At 67.0% G+C, this 17953-nt stretch carries 18 protein-coding genes; 8 read left to right on the top strand and 10 right to left on the bottom strand.

Translation table 11 applies throughout. The features are described 5' to 3' along the window. The first annotated feature begins 5 nt into the window (after positions 1 to 5). Complete coding sequence (locus IP91_RS21260) at positions 6 to 2132, top strand: bifunctional 2',3'-cyclic-nucleotide 2'-phosphodiesterase/3'-nucleotidase (protein WP_145651716.1); 2127 nt, start codon at positions 6 to 8, stop codon at positions 2130 to 2132. After that, entirely contained in the window at positions 2129 to 2992 is an 864-nt protein-coding gene (locus tag IP91_RS21255; protein WP_229474782.1) for a tetratricopeptide repeat protein, read from the top strand. The genes IP91_RS21260 and IP91_RS21255 overlap by 4 nt, the downstream gene beginning before the upstream one ends. A 10-nt stretch (positions 2993 to 3002) precedes the next feature. On the opposite strand, the gene coaD is transcribed toward IP91_RS21255, so the two are convergent. The 6 genes from coaD to IP91_RS21225 all read right to left on the bottom strand — a co-directional run bounded on the left by coaD (position 3003) and on the right by IP91_RS21225 (position 9046). Then, complete coding sequence (gene coaD / locus IP91_RS21250) at positions 3003 to 4157, bottom strand: pantetheine-phosphate adenylyltransferase (protein ID WP_145651714.1); 1155 nt, start codon at positions 4155 to 4157, stop codon at positions 3003 to 3005. 68 nt (positions 4158 to 4225) lie between these two features. After that, complete coding sequence (locus tag IP91_RS21245) at positions 4226 to 5617, bottom strand: ATP-binding protein (protein WP_371860639.1); 1392 nt, start codon at positions 5615 to 5617, stop codon at positions 4226 to 4228. An 8-nt stretch (positions 5618 to 5625) separates the two neighbouring features. Continuing rightward, entirely contained in the window at positions 5626 to 6285 is a 660-nt protein-coding gene (locus IP91_RS21240) for a response regulator (protein WP_130188050.1), read from the bottom strand. A gap of 33 nt (positions 6286 to 6318) precedes the next feature. Continuing rightward, the gene (locus tag IP91_RS21235) at positions 6319 to 7830 is read right to left on the bottom strand and encodes a Do family serine endopeptidase (protein ID WP_145651712.1); all 1512 of its coding nucleotides are present in this window, start codon (positions 7828 to 7830) and stop codon (positions 6319 to 6321) included. Positions 7831 to 8016: 186 nt separating this feature from the next. Next, a complete protein-coding gene (locus tag IP91_RS21230; RefSeq protein WP_145651710.1) occupies positions 8017 to 8472 on the bottom strand; it encodes an Hsp20 family protein in 456 nt (151 codons plus the stop codon). 121 nt (positions 8473 to 8593) lie between these two features. Next, the gene (locus IP91_RS21225; protein ID WP_145651708.1) at positions 8594 to 9046 is read right to left on the bottom strand and encodes an Hsp20 family protein; all 453 of its coding nucleotides are present in this window, start codon (positions 9044 to 9046) and stop codon (positions 8594 to 8596) included. A 242-nt stretch (positions 9047 to 9288) separates the two neighbouring features. Between IP91_RS21225 and IP91_RS21220 the strand changes: the two genes are divergently transcribed. The 4 genes from IP91_RS21220 (at position 9289) to IP91_RS21205 (ending at position 12803) form a co-directional block, all read left to right on the top strand. After that, on the top strand, positions 9289 to 11193 hold the full coding sequence (locus IP91_RS21220; protein WP_145651706.1) for a M61 family metallopeptidase: 1905 nt from the start codon (positions 9289 to 9291) through the stop codon (positions 11191 to 11193). 225 nt (positions 11194 to 11418) lie between these two features. Next, on the top strand, positions 11419 to 12042 hold the full coding sequence (locus tag IP91_RS21215; RefSeq protein ID WP_145651704.1) for a glutathione S-transferase family protein: 624 nt from the start codon (positions 11419 to 11421) through the stop codon (positions 12040 to 12042). A gap of 85 nt (positions 12043 to 12127) precedes the next feature. Continuing rightward, a complete protein-coding gene (locus tag IP91_RS21210; protein ID WP_145651702.1) occupies positions 12128 to 12325 on the top strand; it encodes a hypothetical protein in 198 nt (65 codons plus the stop codon). Between the two features lie 103 nt (positions 12326 to 12428). After that, a complete protein-coding gene (locus IP91_RS21205) occupies positions 12429 to 12803 on the top strand; it encodes a VOC family protein (protein ID WP_145651700.1) in 375 nt (124 codons plus the stop codon). Positions 12804 to 12865: 62 nt separating this feature from the next. Here the strand turns inward: IP91_RS21205 and IP91_RS21200 are convergent, their stop codons facing one another. The 3 genes from IP91_RS21200 to imuA form a co-directional block, all read right to left on the bottom strand. Continuing rightward, a complete protein-coding gene (locus IP91_RS21200; RefSeq protein ID WP_371860638.1) occupies positions 12866 to 13660 on the bottom strand; it encodes an alpha/beta hydrolase family protein in 795 nt (264 codons plus the stop codon). Between the two features lie 213 nt (positions 13661 to 13873). Further along, a complete protein-coding gene (locus IP91_RS21195) occupies positions 13874 to 15349 on the bottom strand; it encodes a Y-family DNA polymerase (RefSeq protein ID WP_145651698.1) in 1476 nt (491 codons plus the stop codon). Beyond that, positions 15279 to 15995: a translesion DNA synthesis-associated protein ImuA gene (imuA, locus tag IP91_RS21190; RefSeq protein ID WP_145651696.1), complete on the bottom strand. Its 717-nt coding sequence runs from the start codon at positions 15993 to 15995 to the stop codon at positions 15279 to 15281. Before imuA ends, IP91_RS21195 begins: the two co-directional genes overlap by 71 nt. A gap of 185 nt (positions 15996 to 16180) precedes the next feature. Here imuA and IP91_RS21185 point away from each other — a divergent pair, with 185 nt between their 5' ends. Then, the gene (locus IP91_RS21185) at positions 16181 to 16597 is read left to right on the top strand and encodes a hypothetical protein (RefSeq protein ID WP_145651694.1); all 417 of its coding nucleotides are present in this window, start codon (positions 16181 to 16183) and stop codon (positions 16595 to 16597) included. 41 nt (positions 16598 to 16638) lie between these two features. After that, on the top strand, positions 16639 to 16770 hold the full coding sequence (locus IP91_RS26655; RefSeq protein ID WP_259772467.1) for a hypothetical protein: 132 nt from the start codon (positions 16639 to 16641) through the stop codon (positions 16768 to 16770). Positions 16771 to 16865: 95 nt separating this feature from the next. Here the strand turns inward: IP91_RS26655 and IP91_RS21180 are convergent, their stop codons facing one another. After that, positions 16866 to 17930 (bottom strand): extracellular catalytic domain type 1 short-chain-length polyhydroxyalkanoate depolymerase, encoded by a 1065-nt coding sequence (locus tag IP91_RS21180; protein ID WP_199754692.1) that lies wholly within the window; start codon positions 17928 to 17930, stop codon positions 16866 to 16868. Between the last annotated feature and the right edge of the window lie 23 nt (positions 17931 to 17953).

The raw sequence follows: 17953 nt of genomic DNA, 5'->3' as shown, positions 1-17953 counted from the left end.
AAGCAATGAAGAAGAATCACGTGATGCTGGCAGCGCTGATCGCGGCCGGCGTGGTGGGCTGCGGCAGCAACGACCATGATGCACCGACGCTGCCCGCTTCCCCGGCCTCCGACAGGATCGCCGAAGGCACCACCGTCACGTTCGCGCTGATGGAAACGACCGACCTGCACTCCAACGTCCTGGGCTACAACTACTACGCGCTGGCCGAGGACACCAGCCTGGGCATGGACCGCACCGCCACGCTCGTTGCGGCGGCCCGCGCGGAAAACCCGAACAATGTGCTGCTCGACGATGGCGACGTGATCCAGGGCACGCTGCTGGGCGACCTGCAGGCCGTGACGACGCCGGTGCCCTGCTCCGGCACGCTGGCCGTGCACAAGGCCATGAACGCGCTGAAGTACGATGGCGGCGGCATGGGCAACCATGAATTCAACTACGGCCTGCCGTTCCTGTCGCAGGTCACGAACACGGACTTCAATATCCCCGGCGTGACGAAGCCGGCCGGCACCTGCGGCGCGCCGGCCTTCCCGCTGGTGCTCAGCAATGTCACCGGCGTCGCCAGCGGCAAGCCGATCTTCCAGCCCTACAAGCTGCTGCCGCGCGCCTTCACGGCCACCGCACCGGATGGCAGCCCGACCTCGGTGCTGCTCAATATCGGCATCATGAGCTTCGTGCCGCCGCAAATCCTGGAATGGGACCAGAAGAACCTGGCCGGCAAGGTGGCCGTCTCCGGTGCGAAGGAAACGGCGCAGCAGTACATCCCCGAGATGCGCAGCAAGGGTGCCGACGTGATCGTGGCGCTGTCGCACGGCGGCCTCGATACGGCGCCGTACAGCCCGAAGATGGAAAACCCCAGCTACCACCTGGCCGGCACCGGCATCGATGCGCTGATGATCGGCCACTCGCACCTGATCTTCCCGAAGGGGAAAGAGACGGGTGCCGCGGCGCTCGACCCGTCGTTTGCCGCGCTGCCGGCCAGCGCCAACATCGATGCCGTCAACGGCTTCGTGAACGGCGTGCCGACCGTGATGGCGCAGAGCTGGGGCCGGCGCCTGGGCATCATCAAAATGACGATGGTGTACCAGGGTGGCAAGTGGGTCGCGCAGCCGGGCAAGACCACGGTGGAATCGCGCGGCTTCAAGTACAAGGACGGCGTGACCAATGTGGCGGCCGATGCGTCCATCGCCACGCTGATCGCCACCGAGCACGCGGCCACCATCGCCTATGCCAAGCAGCCGCTCGGCGTGACCACCGATTTCGAGATGTCCTCGTACTTCTCGCTGGTGGGCGACGTGACGGCGATCCAGCTGGTGAACCAGGCGCAGATCGACTACGTGAAGAACTTCATCGCCACGTCCACCGATGCCACGCTGGCCAGTTATAAAACCATTCCGGTGATCTCGTGCAGCGCGCCGTTCAAGGCCGGCCGCAACGGTCCTTCCGACTTCACGGACGTGGCACCGGGCGCGACGCCGGCCGCGCCGGTGGGCCTGCAGATCCGCAATCCGGGCGACATCTACCTGTACAGCAACAACAACCTGCAGGCCGTGAAGATCAAGGGAGCGGACCTGAAGAAATGGCTGGAAGCTTCCGCCAGCCAGTTCGGCCAGATCGATCCGGCGAAGACGACAGAACAGGACCTGGTGCCGAGCTACGGCACGATCTACAACTACGACGTGTTCTATGCCGAGAACAACGCGCTGACGTACCAGATCGACGTGACGAAGCCGGCCGGCAGCCGCATCGCCAACCTCACTTACCTGGGCAAGGCCGTGGCCGATGGCGACGACTTCATCGTCGCCACCAACGACTACCGCGCGGGCGGCGGCGGCAACGTGCCGGGCATCGATGGCAGCAAGACCATCATCAAGTCACCCGATGCCAACCAGGCCGTCGTGTCGAACTACCTGCAGAAGCTGGGCACGTCCGGCGGTGGCAAGGTCACGCTGGCGGCCAATGGCAATGCGCGCAGCTGGTCGTTCGCCAAGGTGAAGACGGCCGGCCCGGTGATCCTGCGCTCCGCGCCGGGCCACCTGGCGATCGCGCGCGCCAATGGCGTGAACGTGGTCAGCGGCGAAGGCGGCCTGGATGCCAGCGGCTTTGCCAAGTACGCCATCGACCTGTCGAAATGATGGCAGTCCGTTTGCTGGCAATGCTGACGGTGGAAATGATGGCAGCCCGCCTGCTGGCAACGCTGACGGTGGCCGTGGCCCTTGCCGGCTGCGGCAACGAGCCGCCACCGGACGCGGCACGCATCGAAACGCTGGGCATGGCGGCCGCCCAGCGCGGTGACATGGCCGCCGAACGCCAGCTGCGCACGCTGGCCGATGGCGGCAGCGTGGTGGCGCGGCGCGAGCTGGGCATCCTGTACCGCGCCCGTCCAGAACGGCGGGACGACGCAATGACCCTGCTGCGCCAGGCCGCGCTGGCAGGCGATGCGCAAGCCGCCTATCACCTCGGCGAGCTGTATCGCACGGCGGCCAGCAGCGCTGCAGGTACGGATACCGGCACCGGTGCCGGTGCCGGTGCTGGTGCTGGTGCCGGTGCTGGTGCCGGTGCTGGTGCTGGTGCTGGTGCCGGTGCCGGTGCTGGTGCTGGTGCTGGTGGTGGTGGTGCCGGGCCGGCCTCGGCATGGCCGTGGTACCAGCGCGCGGCCGAGGGCGGCCAGGCGAAGGCGGCGCTGATGCTGGGGCTGATGGCGAAGAACGGCGACGGCGTGCGGCGCGATGCGGCCACTGCGGCGCGCTGGCTGCAGCTGGCCAGCGAACTGGGCAACGCGCATGCGATGTTCCTGCTGTCGTATGCCTACCGCGAAGGGGATGGCGTGGTGCGCGACATCGAACGCTCCCGCATGCTGCTGGAAGAATCGGCCGAACGGGAATACCCGCCGGCCCTGCATGAACTGGCGCTGACGGTGGCCGACCCGCAGCGCGCCAGCCACCTGATGAAGGAAGCCACCGAACACCGCCGCAACAACTGGAACCGCTTCTAGAGGGCGGGTTTCATTCCGATCCCAGCAGCGCCAGCTCCCGCGTCATGTTGACGACCGCGGCCTCGCTGTACTGCTCGGCGAACCAGGGCTCCGTGAACAGCGTGCCGGCGGCAGCCTTGCCGCGCAGGTGCTCCAGTACGCGGGTGCGGTGCTGGCGATAGGGTTCGTCCGGCACGTGGGCGTATTCGGCGCGGATGCCGCGTGCGTAGTGGCCGTACACTTCCTCGTCCTGGCCCAGGATCGCCAGGTCCACGCCCAGCATGCTTTCCTTCAGCCGGTGCGCCAGCGTGCTGCCCTGCAGGTGGTCCGTCACGCGGATGAGCGTGGCCACTTCCTGCGCGCGAGCCGCATCCGGTTCCAGGCCGCTGGACAGCCACAGCTGCGCGCTGGCCTCCTCGTTCGAGACGGTCGCCGTGGCATCGTGTTCGTACTGCGCGTCATGGAACCAGAAGGCGGCCCGCACCAGGTCCGCATCGCGCGGGCTCTGGTGGGTATTGGCGGCCCAGGCGCGGATCTCCGTCAGGCCGTGCACCAGGTGATCGAGGTTGTGGTAGTGGCGCGTGGCGCCGCCATAGCTCTGCGCGCCCGTCAGGCGGGCAAACCACTCGGAAGTATTCGGCCGCGTGGCATTGCCGGTCTGCGTCGTGCCGAACAGCGACTGCCATTCCTGGTGCAGCCAGCGCAGGATCCAAGCGCGGTAGGCCGGCCCGGGCACGAATTTCTTGGTCGTCCAGTTCCAGCCCACCGGGCCTTCCAGCGCCTTGACGAAGCTGGAGCTGACCGACCCGAGGTCGCGCGGCGGCATCACGAACAGCGTCTTGGCGCCGCCGATCACTTCCACATTGGTCTGCTGGATCAGGTTCTCGTAATCGAAATCGGCCGTGGTGCGGATGCCGCGGATCAGGTAGTCGACGCCATGCCGGCGCGCCACGCGGGCCGTGTAGTCGCTCTTCACGATCACCACCTGCACATTGTCCCAGTGCCGCTCCGCGCAGCTCTCCAGCACGATGGCGCGCCGTTCCTCGGCCGAGAAACGGGGCTCCTTGCTGGCGTTCTGCGACAGGAAGACGATCACCTCGTCCGCGATCGAACGCGCCTCGCCGATCACCCACATATGGCCGTTGGTGATCGGGTCCAGCGTGCCCGAGAATCCGATTTTCTTCATGCGCTGCCCGTTGACTGAAATGAGACAGCCATTCTAGCCCAGCACCGGGGCAGCGGCAGATCAGCAGGTCAGGCGGAGAGTTTGGCCAGCGACGGTGTCTTGATGCCGTGTTTGGGCGCTTCCGCTGCCGGGAACGTCACCTGCACCAGCAGGCCGCCCAGCCGTTCGGAGGCGTCCAGCGTCAGCACGGCGCCATGGCGCTCCGCAATCGCCTTGATGATGGCCAGCCCCAGGCCGCTGCCCGTGGCGGTGCTGCCGGGCACGCGGTAGAAGCGGCTGAACACGCGCTCGCGTTCTTCCGGCGAGATGCCCGGGCCGCTGTCTTCCACCGCCAGCACGGTGCCCGTGTCGGTGGCGCGCACCGAGACATCGATGGTGCCGCCGGCCGGCGTGTACTTGATGGCGTTGTCGACCAGGTTGCGCAGCATGACGAGCAGCGCATCGGCCTGGCCCTTCACGCTCGCTTCGTCCGCATGGTGCAGGCCCAGGTCGATCGTGCGGGCCTGCGCCGCGCCCACCATGTCGCCCAGCGTGCGCTTGACCAGGTCCGTCAGGTTGACGGGATCGAGCTTCTGCTCGGCCGCTTCCTGCCGCGCCAGCACCAGCAGCTGTTCGACGAGGCGCGTGGCCCGCTCGATGCCCGCCGTCAGGCGGCCGACGGCCACGCTGCGCGCCGCCGCATCGTCGGCGCGTTCCAGGCTCAGTACCTGCAGCTTCAGCGCGGCCAGCGGCGAGCGCAGTTCGTGGGCCGCATCGGCAACGAAATGCTGCTGCGCGTCGAACGCCGTGCGCACGCGGCCGAACAGCAGGTTCAGCTCGTGCACCAGCGGCTTCACTTCGTCGGGCAGGTCCGCTTCGGAGACGGGCGACAGGTCGTCGGCCTGGCGCGACGCCACCTGGCGGCGCACCCGCGCCACCGGTGCCAGCGAACCGCTGACGACCCACCACACCACCAGCATCAGCATCGGCGCCATCAGCGCGATCGGGCCCACGGTGCGCAGCGCCAGCGCGCCGGCCATGCGCTTGCGCACCGCCATGTCCTGGGCGATCTGCACGGTCTGGTTGCTGGTCTGGACGGAGAACACGCGGTAGGTGGTGCCCTTCGCCTTCACGTTCGAAAAGCCCAGCACGGCGCGCTGCGGCAGTTCGGCGCGCGAGATGGAGCGGAACACCTGGATGCCATCCGGCGTCCACACCTGCACCACCATCTCGTCGTTGCCGGGATCGGCGCTGGGGCTGTTGGCGGCGTTGGCCAGCGGCGCGCCGGAGCGCAGCGCCAGCGCCATCTGCTGCATGTGGTAGTCGAAGATCTGGTCGGCGTCGTGCAGCGCGCTGCGGTAGGCGATCATCGCCTGCGCCAGCGCCGCCATCGTGATCGCGGCCAGCAGGAACCACAAAAGCCGTCCCCGCAGGGAGTGCGACACGTTGACCTTCATGCTGCCGACCGCGGGCATCTTCATGCCGAGTTTCATGCCTTCGGCACCATGTAGCCCAGGCCCCGCACGTTCTGGATCAGTTCCGCGCCCAGCTTCTTGCGCAGGCCGTGGATGTACACCTCCACGGCATTGCTGTTGACTTCATCCTTCCAGCTGTACAGCTTTTCCTCCAGCTGGGCACGCGACAGCACGATGCCGGGCCGCGCGATCAGCGCTTCCAGCACGGCCCATTCGCGGGCCGACAGGTTCACCTGCACGCCATTGGCGATCACTTCGCGGGTTTGCGGGTTGATCGACACGCCCTTGTGCTCGAACACGGGTTCGGCCCGGCCCGCGGAACGGCGCAGCAGCGCGCGGATGCGGGCCAGCAGCTCGTCCAGGTCGTAGGGCTTGAGCACGTAGTCGTCCGCGCCCGCATCGAGGCCGGCGATGCGCTGCTCGACGGCGTCGCGCGCCGTGGCCACCAGCACCGGCGTGAGCTCCTTGCGCAGCCGCATCGAGCGCAGCACTTCCAGGCCGTCCTTGCGCGGCAGGCCCAGGTCGAGCAGCACCAGGTCGTAGGTTTGCGTCTGCAGTGCGGTGTCGGCCATGTCGCCGTCCTTCACCCAGTCGACCGCGTAGTGCTCGGCCCGCAGCAGATCGAGCACCACTTCGCCGATCATTACATCATCTTCCACCAGCAACAGGCGCATATCGTTTCCTTTATTTCTTCGTTGCGGCGCAGTTTATCCCAATCGGACCGGAATAAAGATCCGCTCTTCGCCGCGCTGGATCAGCAGCGCCACCGATTTCGACGATTTCGACACCATGTCGCGCACCTGGTCGACCGAGTTGACGACGCGGCCGTTCACGGACAGCAGCACGTCGCCCGGCTGCACGCCGGCACTGGCCGCGGCGCCGCCCGCCTGCTCGATCACCAGGCCGGCCGGCAGGCCTGCCTCGCGCCGCTCCAGCGGATCGAGCGGCCGCAGCGCCAGGCCGAGGCGCAGCTTGGCGGCCGGCTCGCGCGCATCCGACACAGCCGCCACGCGTTCGTTGGCATTGCCCAGCTTGGCCGCCAGGCTCACCTGCTTGCCCTGGCGCCAGACGTCCAGCGCCACCTTGTCGCCCGGCTTGGCCAGCGCGACATACGCCGTCAGTTCGCCGGCACCGACGATCTTCTGGCCGTTCACGCTGCGGATCACGTCGCCCGGTTTCAGGCCCGCCTGGTCGGCCGGGCTGCCGTTTTCCACATTGGCGATCAGCGCGCCTTCCGGCGTGGCCAGGCCGAACGAATCGGCAAACTCCTGGCCCACTTCCTGCGCCGTCACGCCCAGCCTGGCGTGCACCACCTTGCCGGTGGCGATGATCTGGTCCTTGATGCGGTTGGCCACGTCGACGGGAATCGCGAACGACAGGCCCTGGTAGCCGCCCGTCTGGCTGTAGATCTGCGAATTGATGCCGACCACTTCGCCCTTCGTGTTGAACAGGGGGCCGCCCGAGTTGCCGGGGTTGACGGCCACGTCGGTCTGGATGAACGGCACGCTGCTGTCGTCGAGCGAACGGCCCTTGGCGCTGACGACGCCGGCCGTCACCGTGTTCTCCAGGCCGAACGGCGAACCGATCGCCAGCACCCACTCGCCCACCTTCACGTCCATCGAGCGGCCCAGCGGCACCACCGGCAGGTTCTTCGCATCGATCTTGATGACGGCAACGTCCGTCTTCGGATCCGAGCCCAGCACCTTGGCCTTGAACTCGCGGCGGTCGGTCAGCTTGACGGTCACTTCGCTGGCATCGCGCACCACGTGGGCGTTGGTCAGGATGATGCCGTCGGCACTGACGATGAAGCCGGAACCGACGCCATGGCTCGGCGCCTCGCGGCCGCCGCCCCGGCCCTGCGGGCCCTGGAAGCGGCGGAAGAATTCGTAGAACGGATCGTCCGCGAAGGGCTCGGCGCCACCGCGGCCGTCATAGCCCGCCTTCACGGTGCCGGTGGTGCTGATGTTGACCACGGCCGGCCCGTTGCGCGAGGCGATCACGGAGAAGTCGGGCAGCGCGATCATCGGCGCCGCGGTGGGCGCGGGCGCGCCGGCGGCAGCGTTCACGGGCGGCTGCGTGGCGACGGGCGTGGCCGGCACGGCCGCCGCGGGAGCGTGTTTTTCCTGCACGGCGATGGCGGCGCCCGCACCGAGCGCGCCCACCGCGACCAGCGCCAGCACCAGGCGTTTCATCGTCATCGAGACTGTGTTCTTGCTCATTGCTGTACTCCTGAGGAATCGGTTATCGATGGTAGCAATATGAGGACCCAAGCTTAGGTGCCACTTAACAACAGGCGTTGTCACGCGTGGGCGCAACGGCACGCACAAAGGCCGGGTTGCCCCGGCCTTCCTTACTGTCTGTTCCTGTCACCGCCGCACTGGCGGTGCATTACCTGTATAGCCGGCTTATGCCGCGTCGCGCTTCTGTTCCAGGGTCGTCACGTTGTTCGGCGCGATGCCGTCGATCGCGATCTTGCGGGGACGGAGCGCCTCGGGCACTTCGCGCACCAGGTCGATCGTCAGCATGCCGTTGTCGAACGACGCGCCGGTGACCTTCACGTGGTCGGCCAGCTGGAAACGCTGCTCGAAGTCGCGGGCCGCGATGCCGCGGTGCAGGAAGGTGCGCTCGCTGGCGTCCTTCTGCTTGCGGCCGGTGATGATGAGGGCATCGCGCTCGGTGTCGATGGACAGCTCGGAACGGTCGAAGCCGGCCAGCGCCATCACGATGCGGTACTGGTCTTCCGCCACCAGCTCGATGTTGTAGGGCGGGTAGCTGGGCGCGTCGGCGCCGTTCAGCAGGCTGGCCAGGCGGTCGAAGCCGATGCCGGTGCGGTACAGGGGGGTCAGGTCGAAAGTACGCATGATTTATCCTTTCAGTAAGCGATAAGGGGGCGGTCCCCAGGCGGGCAACCGCGGGTACGGATCAGTTCAAGGAGTTGTGTGGCAGCGCGCCGTGGCGCGCTGCCGTCAGTGGCGCTTGCCGTTATGCTGCAACGCGCGACTGCTCGATCGCCGGGGCGTCGCTGCCGCCGCCGATTTCGATCTTGCGGGGCTTCATCGCTTCCGGCACTTCGCGCACCAGGTCGATCGTCAGCATGCCGTTCTGGAACGACGCGCCCGTGACCTTCACGTGGGTGGCCAGCTGGAAGCGCTGTTCGAAGTCGCGTGCCGCGATGCCGCGGTGCAGGTAGGTGCGCTCGACACCATCCTTCTGCTTGCGGCCGACGATGTGCAGCGTGTCGCGTTCGCTGGTGATGTCGATCTCGGCACGGTCGAAGCCGGCCAGCGCCATCACGATGCGGTACTGGTCTTCCGAGACGAGCTCGATGTTATACGGGGGATAGCTGGGCTGCGATTCGGCGCTGTTGAGCATTTGTGCCAGGCGGTCGAAGCCGATGGCGGTACGGTACAGCGGGGTCAGGTCAAAAGTACGCATGGTGGATATCCTTTCAGTGTGTCAAGCGATATCGAGTGTTCAGAGCTGTTAAAGCCAGACATTTGAAGCACTCACTGCCGGCCCCCTTCTGGGCAACCGGTGCATCCGATATACGGTCGCACGGATGGCTTTCAAGAGGTTTTTGCGATGGTTTTCGAAAAAGGCGCACTGTTACATTTCGAGACATTCGAAATTTCCTGCGTGCTACACTCGTCGGCTTGGACCAACTTGACCACACGCCAATGACGATGCCCTCTTCCCTGCGCGCAGCGATCCTGCCTGCCCTGTTTGCCACTGCCTTCGCCACCTCCGCCCACGCCGCACCGCTGCCGACCCCGCTGGACCAGCCCTACCCGGGCACGATCCAGATGAAGATCGATGCGTCCGACACGGCCCGCAACATCTTCCGCATCCGCCAGTCCATCCCCGTCAAGCCGGGCAGGATGACGCTGCTGTTCCCGCAGTGGGTGACGGCGCAGCACGGCCCGACCGGCATGCTGCACCAGATGGCCGGCCTGAAGATGTCCGCCGACGGCAAGCCGGTGGCGTGGAAGCGCGATCCGCTGAACGTGTTCGCGTTCCAGATCGACGTGCCGCGCGGCGTGAAGACGCTGGACGTGGAATACCAGCACCTGTCGCCGACCGAGGCAGGCCAGGGCCGCATCGCGATGACGCCGGACATCCTGGGCATCCAGTGGCAGTCGATGACGATGTACCCGGCCGGCTACCGCACGCGCCGCATCCCGATCCAGACCACGCTCACCTTGCCGGCCGGCTGGCAGTACGGCACCGCGCTGGAAACGGCCGCGCGCCAGGGCGACGAGGTGCAGTTCAAGACGACCGACCTGGAAACCTTCATCGATTCGCCCCTGTTCGCGGGCCGCTACTACAAGCAGATCGACCTGGATCCGGGCGCGAAGATTCCCGTACGCCTGAACATCGTGGCCGACACGCAGGAAGCGCTGGACGCCAAGCCGGAGCAGATCGAGCCGCACCGCGAGATGGTGAAACAGGCCTATAAACTGTTCGATTCGCAGCACTACGCGCACTACGATTTCCTGTTCGCGCTGTCGGACGAATTCGGCGGCGTGGGCCGCGAGCACCACCAGTCCAGCGAGAATGGCGTAAAGGCGAATTACTTCACCGAGTGGAACAAGACGGAAGCCACGCGCACGCTGCTGCCGCACGAATTCACGCACTCGTGGAACGGCAAGTTCCGCCGCCCGAAAGGCCAGGACGTGCCGGACTTCAACACGCCGCTCGACAACAACCTGCTGTGGGTCTACGAAGGCCAGACGCAGTACTGGGGCCAGGTGCTGTCCTCGCGCTCGGGCCTGATCAAGAAGGAAAGCGTGCGCGACATGATCGCCAACATGGCGGCCACCTATGCCAACGTGCAGGGTCGCAGCTGGCGCACGGTGGTCGACACCACCAACGATCCGATCATCAGCCAGCGCCGCCCGCAGGTGTGGCCAAACTGGCAGCGCAGCGAGGATTACTATTCGGAAGGCGCGCTGGTCTGGCTGGACGTGGACACCAAGCTGCGTGAACTGTCCGGCGAGAAGCGCTCGCTGGACGATTTCGCCCGCGTGTTCTTCGGCGTCGACAACGGCCAGATCGTGGCGAAGCATTACACGTTCGACGACGTGGTCAAGGCGCTGAACGGACTGCAGGCGTTCGACTGGGCGCCGTTCCTGAAGAAACGCATCGAGGAAACCGGCCCGGCCCCGCTGGACGGCCTGGCGCGTGCCGGCTGGAAGCTGGTCTACACGGACAAGCAGACCGATTTCCTGAAGGGCGTGGAAGACGTCAGCAAGACCGCCAACTTCCAGTACTCGCTGGGCTTCTCGGTGGGCAGCGACGGCAAGATCGCCGCCATCGTGTGGGACGGCATCGGCTTCAAGGCCGGCCTGTCGGGCAACACCACGATCCTGGCCGTGAACGGCCGCGCCTACAAGCCGGAACTGCTGCGCTCGGCCATCACGGCCGCTACCAAGGACAGCAAGCCGATCGACCTGCTCGTCAAGCACGGCAACGACTACCGCACCGTGTCGCTGGACTACCACGAGGGCCTGAAGTACCCGCGCCTGGAACGCATCGAAGGCACGCCGGACCGCCTGGAAGCGATCCTGCAGCCGCGCAAATAACACTGCTGCCAGCTGCCGAGCCCGTGTCATGGTGGTGAAGCGGGTTCGTGGCGCCCGCTCCATGCCCGCGTAACGGCCCATCCCTGCAAGGATGGGCTCCTTCCTGGCCCCATGTGACACGAGCTCGACAGCGCTGCACGACAACAGCGGGCGTACTTCCTCCGGGACGTGCGCCCGCTTTTTTTATCGGCTACGCTACTGTTTTGCCCGATTGGAGAGCGACCGATGATCACCCTGCATACCTGGACCACGCCGAACGGCCGCAAGCCCGTCATCCTGCTGGAGGAACTGGGCGAGCCGTACGAGATCGTGCCCGTCGACCTGCGCCGCAACCAGCAGTTCGAGCCGGGCTTCCTGAAGCTGTCGCCCAACAACAAGATCCCGGCGATGGTGGACGACGGGGCCGAGGGCGGCACGGTCACGCTGTTCGAAAGCGGCGCCATCCTCACCTACCTGGCGGACAAGTTCGGCAAATGCCTGGCGCCGTCCGGCCCGGCACGCTGGCAGGCGATGCAGTGGCTGCACTGGCAGATCGGCGGCCTGGGACCGATGCTGGGCCAGCTGGGCTTCTTCGCGCAGCAGGACGATGCGTTCGCGCTCGACCGTTTCGTCAAGGAAGCGGACCGCCTGCTGACGGTGCTCGACACGCAGCTGGGCAGTTCGCAGTACGTGGCGGGCGACGACTACACCATCGCCGACATCGCCTGCTACACGTGGGTGCAGGCCGCCACCGAACGCCTGCAGGCGCCGCTGGGGGACATCCTGGCGTCGAAAGCGGATCTGCAGCGCTGGATTGCCCTGGTCGGTGCGCGGCCGGCCGTGCAGAAGGGCATGGCGTGGCAGGTCTAGTGGGGCGGCTACGGTAAAATACGGCCAGCGCTGATCGTACCGATTCGCCATTCACGGAATAACTGCAACAGGACGGGAGAAAGACATGGCGAAGAAAGAAGAGCTGGACGAAGAGACGCTGGCGTTCATCCAGTGGTGTATCGAAGTGGAAGGTTTCCTGGTCGCCGGCGGCGCCACCGTCAAGGAAGCGCAGGACCACATCGAGGAAGAGAGCGACTGGTTCAGCGACCAGTACTGCGACGGGCTGACGCCGGAAGAAGCCGCCAAGGAAGCGCTCGCTTGAGCGTTTCCGGCAGCAGCGCCATGGCAAGCGTTGCCGAGCTGCCGGTCCGCAGCGGCAGCCCGGCCGGCATGCCTCCGGACCTGCTGCCGGCGATGCATTGAGCATGCTGCACCATCTGTCCCTCGCCGTCGCCGACCTGCAGCGCGCAGCGGCCTTCTACGATGCCGTGCTCGCGCCGCTCGGCTACAGCCAGGTATTTGCCGACGACGAAGCCGTGGGCTACGGCCTGCCGGGCGGCGACGACCAGCTGTGCCTGAAGCTGGCCGCGCACGTGACCGTGCCCGGCCCCGGCTTCCATCTGGCCTTCACGGCCACCGACCCCGCGCAGGTCCAGCTGTTCCATGCGGCGGCACTCCATCATGGTGGCCGCTGCAACGGCCTGCCCGGCCCGCGGCCGGAATACGGCGACGGCTACTACGCCGCGTTCGTGTTCGATCCGGATGGCTATCGGATCGAAGCCGTCATCAACCCGGGCTGACAGGCCGCTGATCGGCAGGCAGCCACGGTACCTGCCGGGTGCCCTCTTCTACAGAACGCAACCTATCGGCCCGCACCCGGTTCCGCGGCCAGGTACCGCGTGCTCCACGCCGCAATCAGGTTGGCGACATACACGGCATCGTCCCGCTTCGTCAGCAGGTGGTCGGCCGTGTCGAGCGATACATAGCTTTTCGGGTGCTTGGCGGCCACGAAGATGTCCATCGCGTTGTCGATGGCCACCGTGGTGTCGCCCGGTGCGTGCATCACCAGCAGCGCCTTGCCCAGCGCGGCGATCTTCGGTGTCAGCCGGCTGCTGGCCACGTCGTCGAGGAACTGCTTGCGGATGCGGAACGGCCGGCCCGCCAGCTGCACTTCCGCCTCGCCTTCCGCCGTGATGGTAGCGATGCTGTCGCGGAACAGGTGCGTGACGTGCGACGGGTCGCTGGGCGCCCCGATCGTCACCACGGCGCGCGCTTCCGGCACCGCGCCGGCCACCGCCAGCGTGGCGGCACCGCCCAGGCTGTGGCCGATCAGGATCTGGGGCGCGGCGAAGTGGACGCGCAGGTAATCGGCCGCCGCGGCCAGATCTTCCACGTTCGACGAGAAATTGGTGCTGGCGAACTCCCCTTCGCTGGCGCCCAGGCCCGTGAAGTCGAAGCGCAGCACGGCGATGCCATGCTCCGTCAGCGCGGCGGCGATGCGGGTGGCCGCGAACACATCCTTCCCGCACGTGAAGCAATGCGCGAACAGCGCGTAGGCGCGCACCGCGCCATCGGGGGCATCGAGGCGCGCCGCCAGTTTCGCGCCGTGCGTGCCGGGAAAGTCGAGTCGTCGTGCCTGCAGGGTGCCTCCTGTCATCGGGTCGTGACGCTACTGTGCCCGGGAACGGGCCGGGCTACAAGATGGCTGCGATGCCTGGCTGCGATGTCAGGCTGCGATGCCTGGCTGGGATGCCTGGCGGCGATGTCTGGCCGCGATGTCTGGCGGCGATGTCTGGCCGCGATGTCTGGCCGCGATGTCTGGCGGAGATGCCTGGCGGCGATGTCTGGCCGCGATGTCTGGCCGCGATGCCTAGCCGAACAGGCCATGCAGGTACCAGCGCGCTTCCATGTCCTCGCTGCCACCCGGCAGGCGCTCGCGGTAGACCCAGTAGTGGGCGTTGTCCTCCCCTTGCGCGATGAAATAGTCGCGCGTCTGCGTTTCGCCCCACCAGCCCGCCTCGATGCGCTCGGCCGCGGACACCATGCGCAGTGGCGAACAGTAGAACGGCCGGTGATTGCGCACCAGCAGCGGGATCGGCTTGGGCAGCAGCCAGGCCGGGCGCGGCATGCCGCCGGGCGGCAGCTGCGCCACCACGTCCGCCGGGCGCAGCTTTTCCTGCACGGGCACCCAGCTGTTGGCATGCTCGGGCCGGTAGTCGGCCTTCGGCGCCGCCTGCAGCACATTGTCCGCGCCCAGCCGCGCCACCAGCAGCTCGAACAGGCGCTGCCGGTCCTCGTTGGTGCCGCCCGGCTCGGGGAACAGCGAGTCGGACAGCGGCGCCATCGGTTTCACCTCCGGCGCCTCCAGGCACAGGCCGATCACGGGCGCTTCCAGCACCAGCTTGGCCAGCCGCTCCTTCAGCAGCCGCACCAGGTGATCGTCGTTCCACACCGCCTCGGCCAGCAGGATTTCCACGGCCGTGGGCGGGCGGGCCACCCGGCCCCTTTCATGCTCCAGCCTCAGCACGATGCGTTCGACGGCCAGCTGGCGCACGTTGAGCCAGCCCGTCAGCTGCTGCAGCAGGCGTCCGGCGCCGGCCATCAGCAGGTCGGTGTTGTCGACGCGGTCGAACAGTTCCAGCTTCGCCTGGAAGTTGAGGGGCGCCTCGATCCAGCGGAACATTTCCGGGGCCTGGCCCAGTGCCGCATCGAGCATTTCCAGCAGGGCCGCGCCACAGCGCCGCTGCAGGCCCGGGCGCGGCAGGCGCGTCACGTCGCCCACCGACAGGCAGCCGATGCCTTCCAGCCAGGCCAGGTAGGGCCGCGCCGGCGGCAGCAGGCCCACGGGCAGGCCCTGCAGGCGCCGTTCCATCCGGGCGATCGTGAGGGTGCGTCCGGCGCCGCCGCGCGCCAGCAGCCACGCGCTGCGCGCCGTGGGCGCCACGCCCAGCACGCCCGTAAAGCCCAGCGCGCGCAGGCTCGCCCGCACCCGCGCGCACAGCCGCAGGATGCCGCCGAACAGGCGCAGGCTGGCGCCCACATCCATCAGCAGCGTGGCCTCCTCCCCTTCCGCCACCTGTGGCGTGAACTGCAGCATCGCCATCGCCACCGCATGCAGCGCCTCCTCCTCGCGGGCCGGTGCGCGCTCCTGCAGCGTGGCTTCCGGCGCCATCATCAGCGCGCCCCCGCGCCGCATGCCCGGCAGCACGCCGGCGCGGCGTGCCGCGGGCGAGACGGCCAGCACCACCTCCTTCTCCAGCACGGCCGTGCAGGTGTCAGCCGACCAGCTCGGGCAGAACACTTCGAGCGGGAGCCGGGGCAGGTGCAGGCCGATCCAGAGGCGCATGGCGTTGTAGCAGTGAAGGGGTCAAGGGCAAAAACAGCGGCGCCTCGCGTTGCGGCCCCCGGCGTTTCACGAAATCGATATGGATGCCGCCGGCGGCGGGATGCAGCGCCAGCCGCAGCGGTGCCGGCGAGGCCGACTGCGCCGCCACCAGCGGCCGCATCAGGCAGAACAGCGTTTCACCGCTTTGCGCCGCCAGGTGCAGCCGGCGCAGGGCATCGTCCCGCACATGCTGCTGCCACAGCAGCACGGCGCCGCAGGAACCGCTGCGCAGCACCTGTTCGGCCGCCCACAGCGCATCCGAACTCTTGCCCGTGTTGCGGATCCACAGCAACTGCGTGGGCGGAATGCCGAGCGCCGCCAGCCCCAGCGCCTGCGGTGCATACGGCGGCTGGATCAGCACCACGGGCCGCTCCAGCGCCATCAGCGCCGGCTGCAGCAGGCGCATCTCGCCCACGCCGGGCTGCTGCAGCAGCAGCTCGACCAGCGTGCCCGTGGGCCAACCGCCGCCCGGCAGCTGGTTCGACAGCACGGGGTAGCCGGTGTCGACGCAGCGGTCGTGCGATTGCGCCAGTTGCGATGCAAGCCAAAGAGAAGGATGCAACGCTTCCGGCGCCGGTAAATGGGGGCGCAGGGTCGAGCAAGCCATGGTGGAAACCAAAAATACTGTATGGGCATACAGTATCCGCTATGGGACGTTTTGACAAGACTTTCTTGTCCCGGACTTGCGAACAGTTAACATTTCAGCATGGCGAAACGGGCGTTTGAGCGGTGCCAAGGCGGCTTTCCGGGCAGCGCGCCTAATCCGCACACCTACCCGACTCGACCATTCGAATGCTCTGGACAACCATCAACATCCTGGTGCCCGTGCTGCTGCCTTACGTGATGATCCTGCTGATTGCGCTGGACCAGATCGTGCACGACCGCCCCGGCATCGGTGCCGCAACATGGCGCTCGCTGCTGAAAAATCCGTCGATCCGGGACAGTTGTTCTGGACCGCCATTTCAATGTTTGCTGCCCTCGCCTACGATGCAATCGATGCATGGAACGGACATCCCGCGGCACGATTTCATCGGTCTGATCTGCGGACTTTGCCTCCTTGGCGGCTTCGTCTGCACCGTGCTGGTCGGCTTCAGCACGCTGCGCACGACAACGGGAGGCAATACCAATTGGTACGTGATCGGCACTTCGATCGCGATCACCGGCATGCTGTGCGTTTTCTACCCGATGATTCATTTCTGGCTTCAGTGATGGTAGACTGACCGCCCTGCACTAGCAGCATAACGGAGGCAATGATGCTCGAGTACATGGAAAAAATCGTGCGCGACGATGCCAAGTTCGCCAGGGTGATGATGTCCCTTACGGCCGTGTGCATGCTGCTGATGGGGACCGGGATTGCAGTCGTTCTCCTGAATCCTCATTGAACATTGACCGGGCCGCGGTCAATTTTTTTTCCCGCTTTTTTGCCCGCTTTTTTTCCCGCTTTTTTGTCCGCTTTTTTGTCCATTATTTGCCGGCCTCAGCGCCGGTGCCTGCCAAAGAACTCCAGCATCATCCGGCTGGCATCCGGCCCCTTCGCATGGAAGGCGATGCCGGGATCGCCGCCGCTCCAGGCATGCGCGAGCGTGTCGATGCGCACCACCCGCAGCAGCACCTTCTTCCCCACCAGGTAATCGCGGATCTCGTGCCCGCTGCGCGTGCCGCGGCGCGTCACCTTGACGGGTGCGTCGGCGGGAATGCCGTTCAGCAGGAGACTTTGCTCCACCAGCTGCTGCTGGTTGACAGCATGCACGACGGTATCGGCATCGCCCTGGATCAGGATCGTCGGCATGAGAAGAAACTCGCTGCGCCGCGCCAGCACTTCGCGGATCGCCGGCTCGGTGCGCAGGCCGCCGCCGCGCCGCATCACGCCCAGTGCGCCGACGGCGCCATTGCCCGCGCCGAACACGGGACCCGAATGCAGACCGACGGCCGCGAAGATGTCCGGATAATTGAGCGCCATGATATTGGCCAGCCCGGCGCCGGCCGAGATGCCGCACACATAGATGCGCCGCCGGTCGATGGCATGCTGCGCCAGCACCTGCGCCAGCAGCGCCGCCACCGGCTGGACATCGCCGCCGCCCTCCTGCGTGGCCCGTTCGAACCAGCGCCAGCAGCGCTGCGGGTGCGTGGCGGACGACTGCTGCGGATACAGCACGGCATAGCCCTTCTTCTCCGCCACCAGGTTCATGCGCGTGCCCTGCGCGAACTGCGTCGCGGTCTGCTGGCAGCCGTGCAGCATCAGCACCAGCGGCAGGCCGTCGCGCACGGCATCGGGCGGCACGGCGTGCGGCAGGTACAGCCAGTAGCGCATCGGCTGGCCCGTGCCCAGGTATTGTCCGGCAAGCCAGCGGCCCGGCGCGACGGGAGCCGGCGTACGCACCCGCGGCGCCTTCACCGCCGCGGCCTTGGCCGGCCGTTTCCGGCGACTGCTTTTCGGTAACGCCAGCATGCTGTCGACCATCTTCAGCGTGGCGCGCCCCTGCGCATTGCCCGCCTTGATGAGCGTGCGCAGCAGCCGCGCGGCACTGTTTCGCCTGGCCATGCCTGCCTCCTTTCGTCCAGCCC

The organism is Pseudoduganella lurida (genome assembly GCF_007830455.1).
In the GTDB taxonomy this organism is placed as follows: Bacteria; Pseudomonadota; Gammaproteobacteria; order Burkholderiales; family Burkholderiaceae_D; genus Rugamonas; species Rugamonas lurida.
The sequence above is the reverse complement of the archived record's forward strand: the minus strand, read 5'-3'. Positions and strand labels throughout refer to the sequence as shown.

Coding starts and splice junctions, on each gene's coding strand:
- IP91_RS21260 (WP_145651716.1), top strand. CDS start 6: ATGAAGAAGAATCACGTGATGCTGGCAGCGCTGATCGCGGCCGGCGTG.
- IP91_RS21255 (WP_229474782.1), top strand. CDS start 2,129: ATGATGGCAGTCCGTTTGCTGGCAATGCTGACGGTGGAAATGATGGCA.
- coaD (WP_145651714.1), bottom strand. CDS start 4,157: ATGAAGAAAATCGGATTCTCGGGCACGCTGGACCCGATCACCAACGGC.
- IP91_RS21245 (WP_371860639.1), bottom strand. CDS start 5,617: ATGAAGATGCCCGCGGTCGGCAGCATGAAGGTCAACGTGTCGCACTCC.
- IP91_RS21240 (WP_130188050.1), bottom strand. CDS start 6,285: ATGCGCCTGTTGCTGGTGGAAGATGATGTAATGATCGGCGAAGTGGTG.
- IP91_RS21235 (WP_145651712.1), bottom strand. CDS start 7,830: ATGAGCAAGAACACAGTCTCGATGACGATGAAACGCCTGGTGCTGGCG.
- IP91_RS21230 (WP_145651710.1), bottom strand. CDS start 8,472: ATGCGTACTTTCGACCTGACCCCCCTGTACCGCACCGGCATCGGCTTC.
- IP91_RS21225 (WP_145651708.1), bottom strand. CDS start 9,046: ATGCGTACTTTTGACCTGACCCCGCTGTACCGTACCGCCATCGGCTTC.
- IP91_RS21220 (WP_145651706.1), top strand. CDS start 9,289: ATGACGATGCCCTCTTCCCTGCGCGCAGCGATCCTGCCTGCCCTGTTT.
- IP91_RS21215 (WP_145651704.1), top strand. CDS start 11,419: ATGATCACCCTGCATACCTGGACCACGCCGAACGGCCGCAAGCCCGTC.
- IP91_RS21210 (WP_145651702.1), top strand. CDS start 12,128: ATGGCGAAGAAAGAAGAGCTGGACGAAGAGACGCTGGCGTTCATCCAG.
- IP91_RS21205 (WP_145651700.1), top strand. CDS start 12,429: ATGCTGCACCATCTGTCCCTCGCCGTCGCCGACCTGCAGCGCGCAGCG.
- IP91_RS21200 (WP_371860638.1), bottom strand. CDS start 13,660: ATGACAGGAGGCACCCTGCAGGCACGACGACTCGACTTTCCCGGCACG.
- IP91_RS21195 (WP_145651698.1), bottom strand. CDS start 15,349: ATGCGCCTCTGGATCGGCCTGCACCTGCCCCGGCTCCCGCTCGAAGTG.
- imuA (WP_145651696.1), bottom strand. CDS start 15,995: ATGGCTTGCTCGACCCTGCGCCCCCATTTACCGGCGCCGGAAGCGTTG.
- IP91_RS21185 (WP_145651694.1), top strand. CDS start 16,181: ATGCTCTGGACAACCATCAACATCCTGGTGCCCGTGCTGCTGCCTTAC.
- IP91_RS26655 (WP_259772467.1), top strand. CDS start 16,639: ATGATGCTCGAGTACATGGAAAAAATCGTGCGCGACGATGCCAAGTTC.
- IP91_RS21180 (WP_199754692.1), bottom strand. CDS start 17,930: ATGGCCAGGCGAAACAGTGCCGCGCGGCTGCTGCGCACGCTCATCAAG.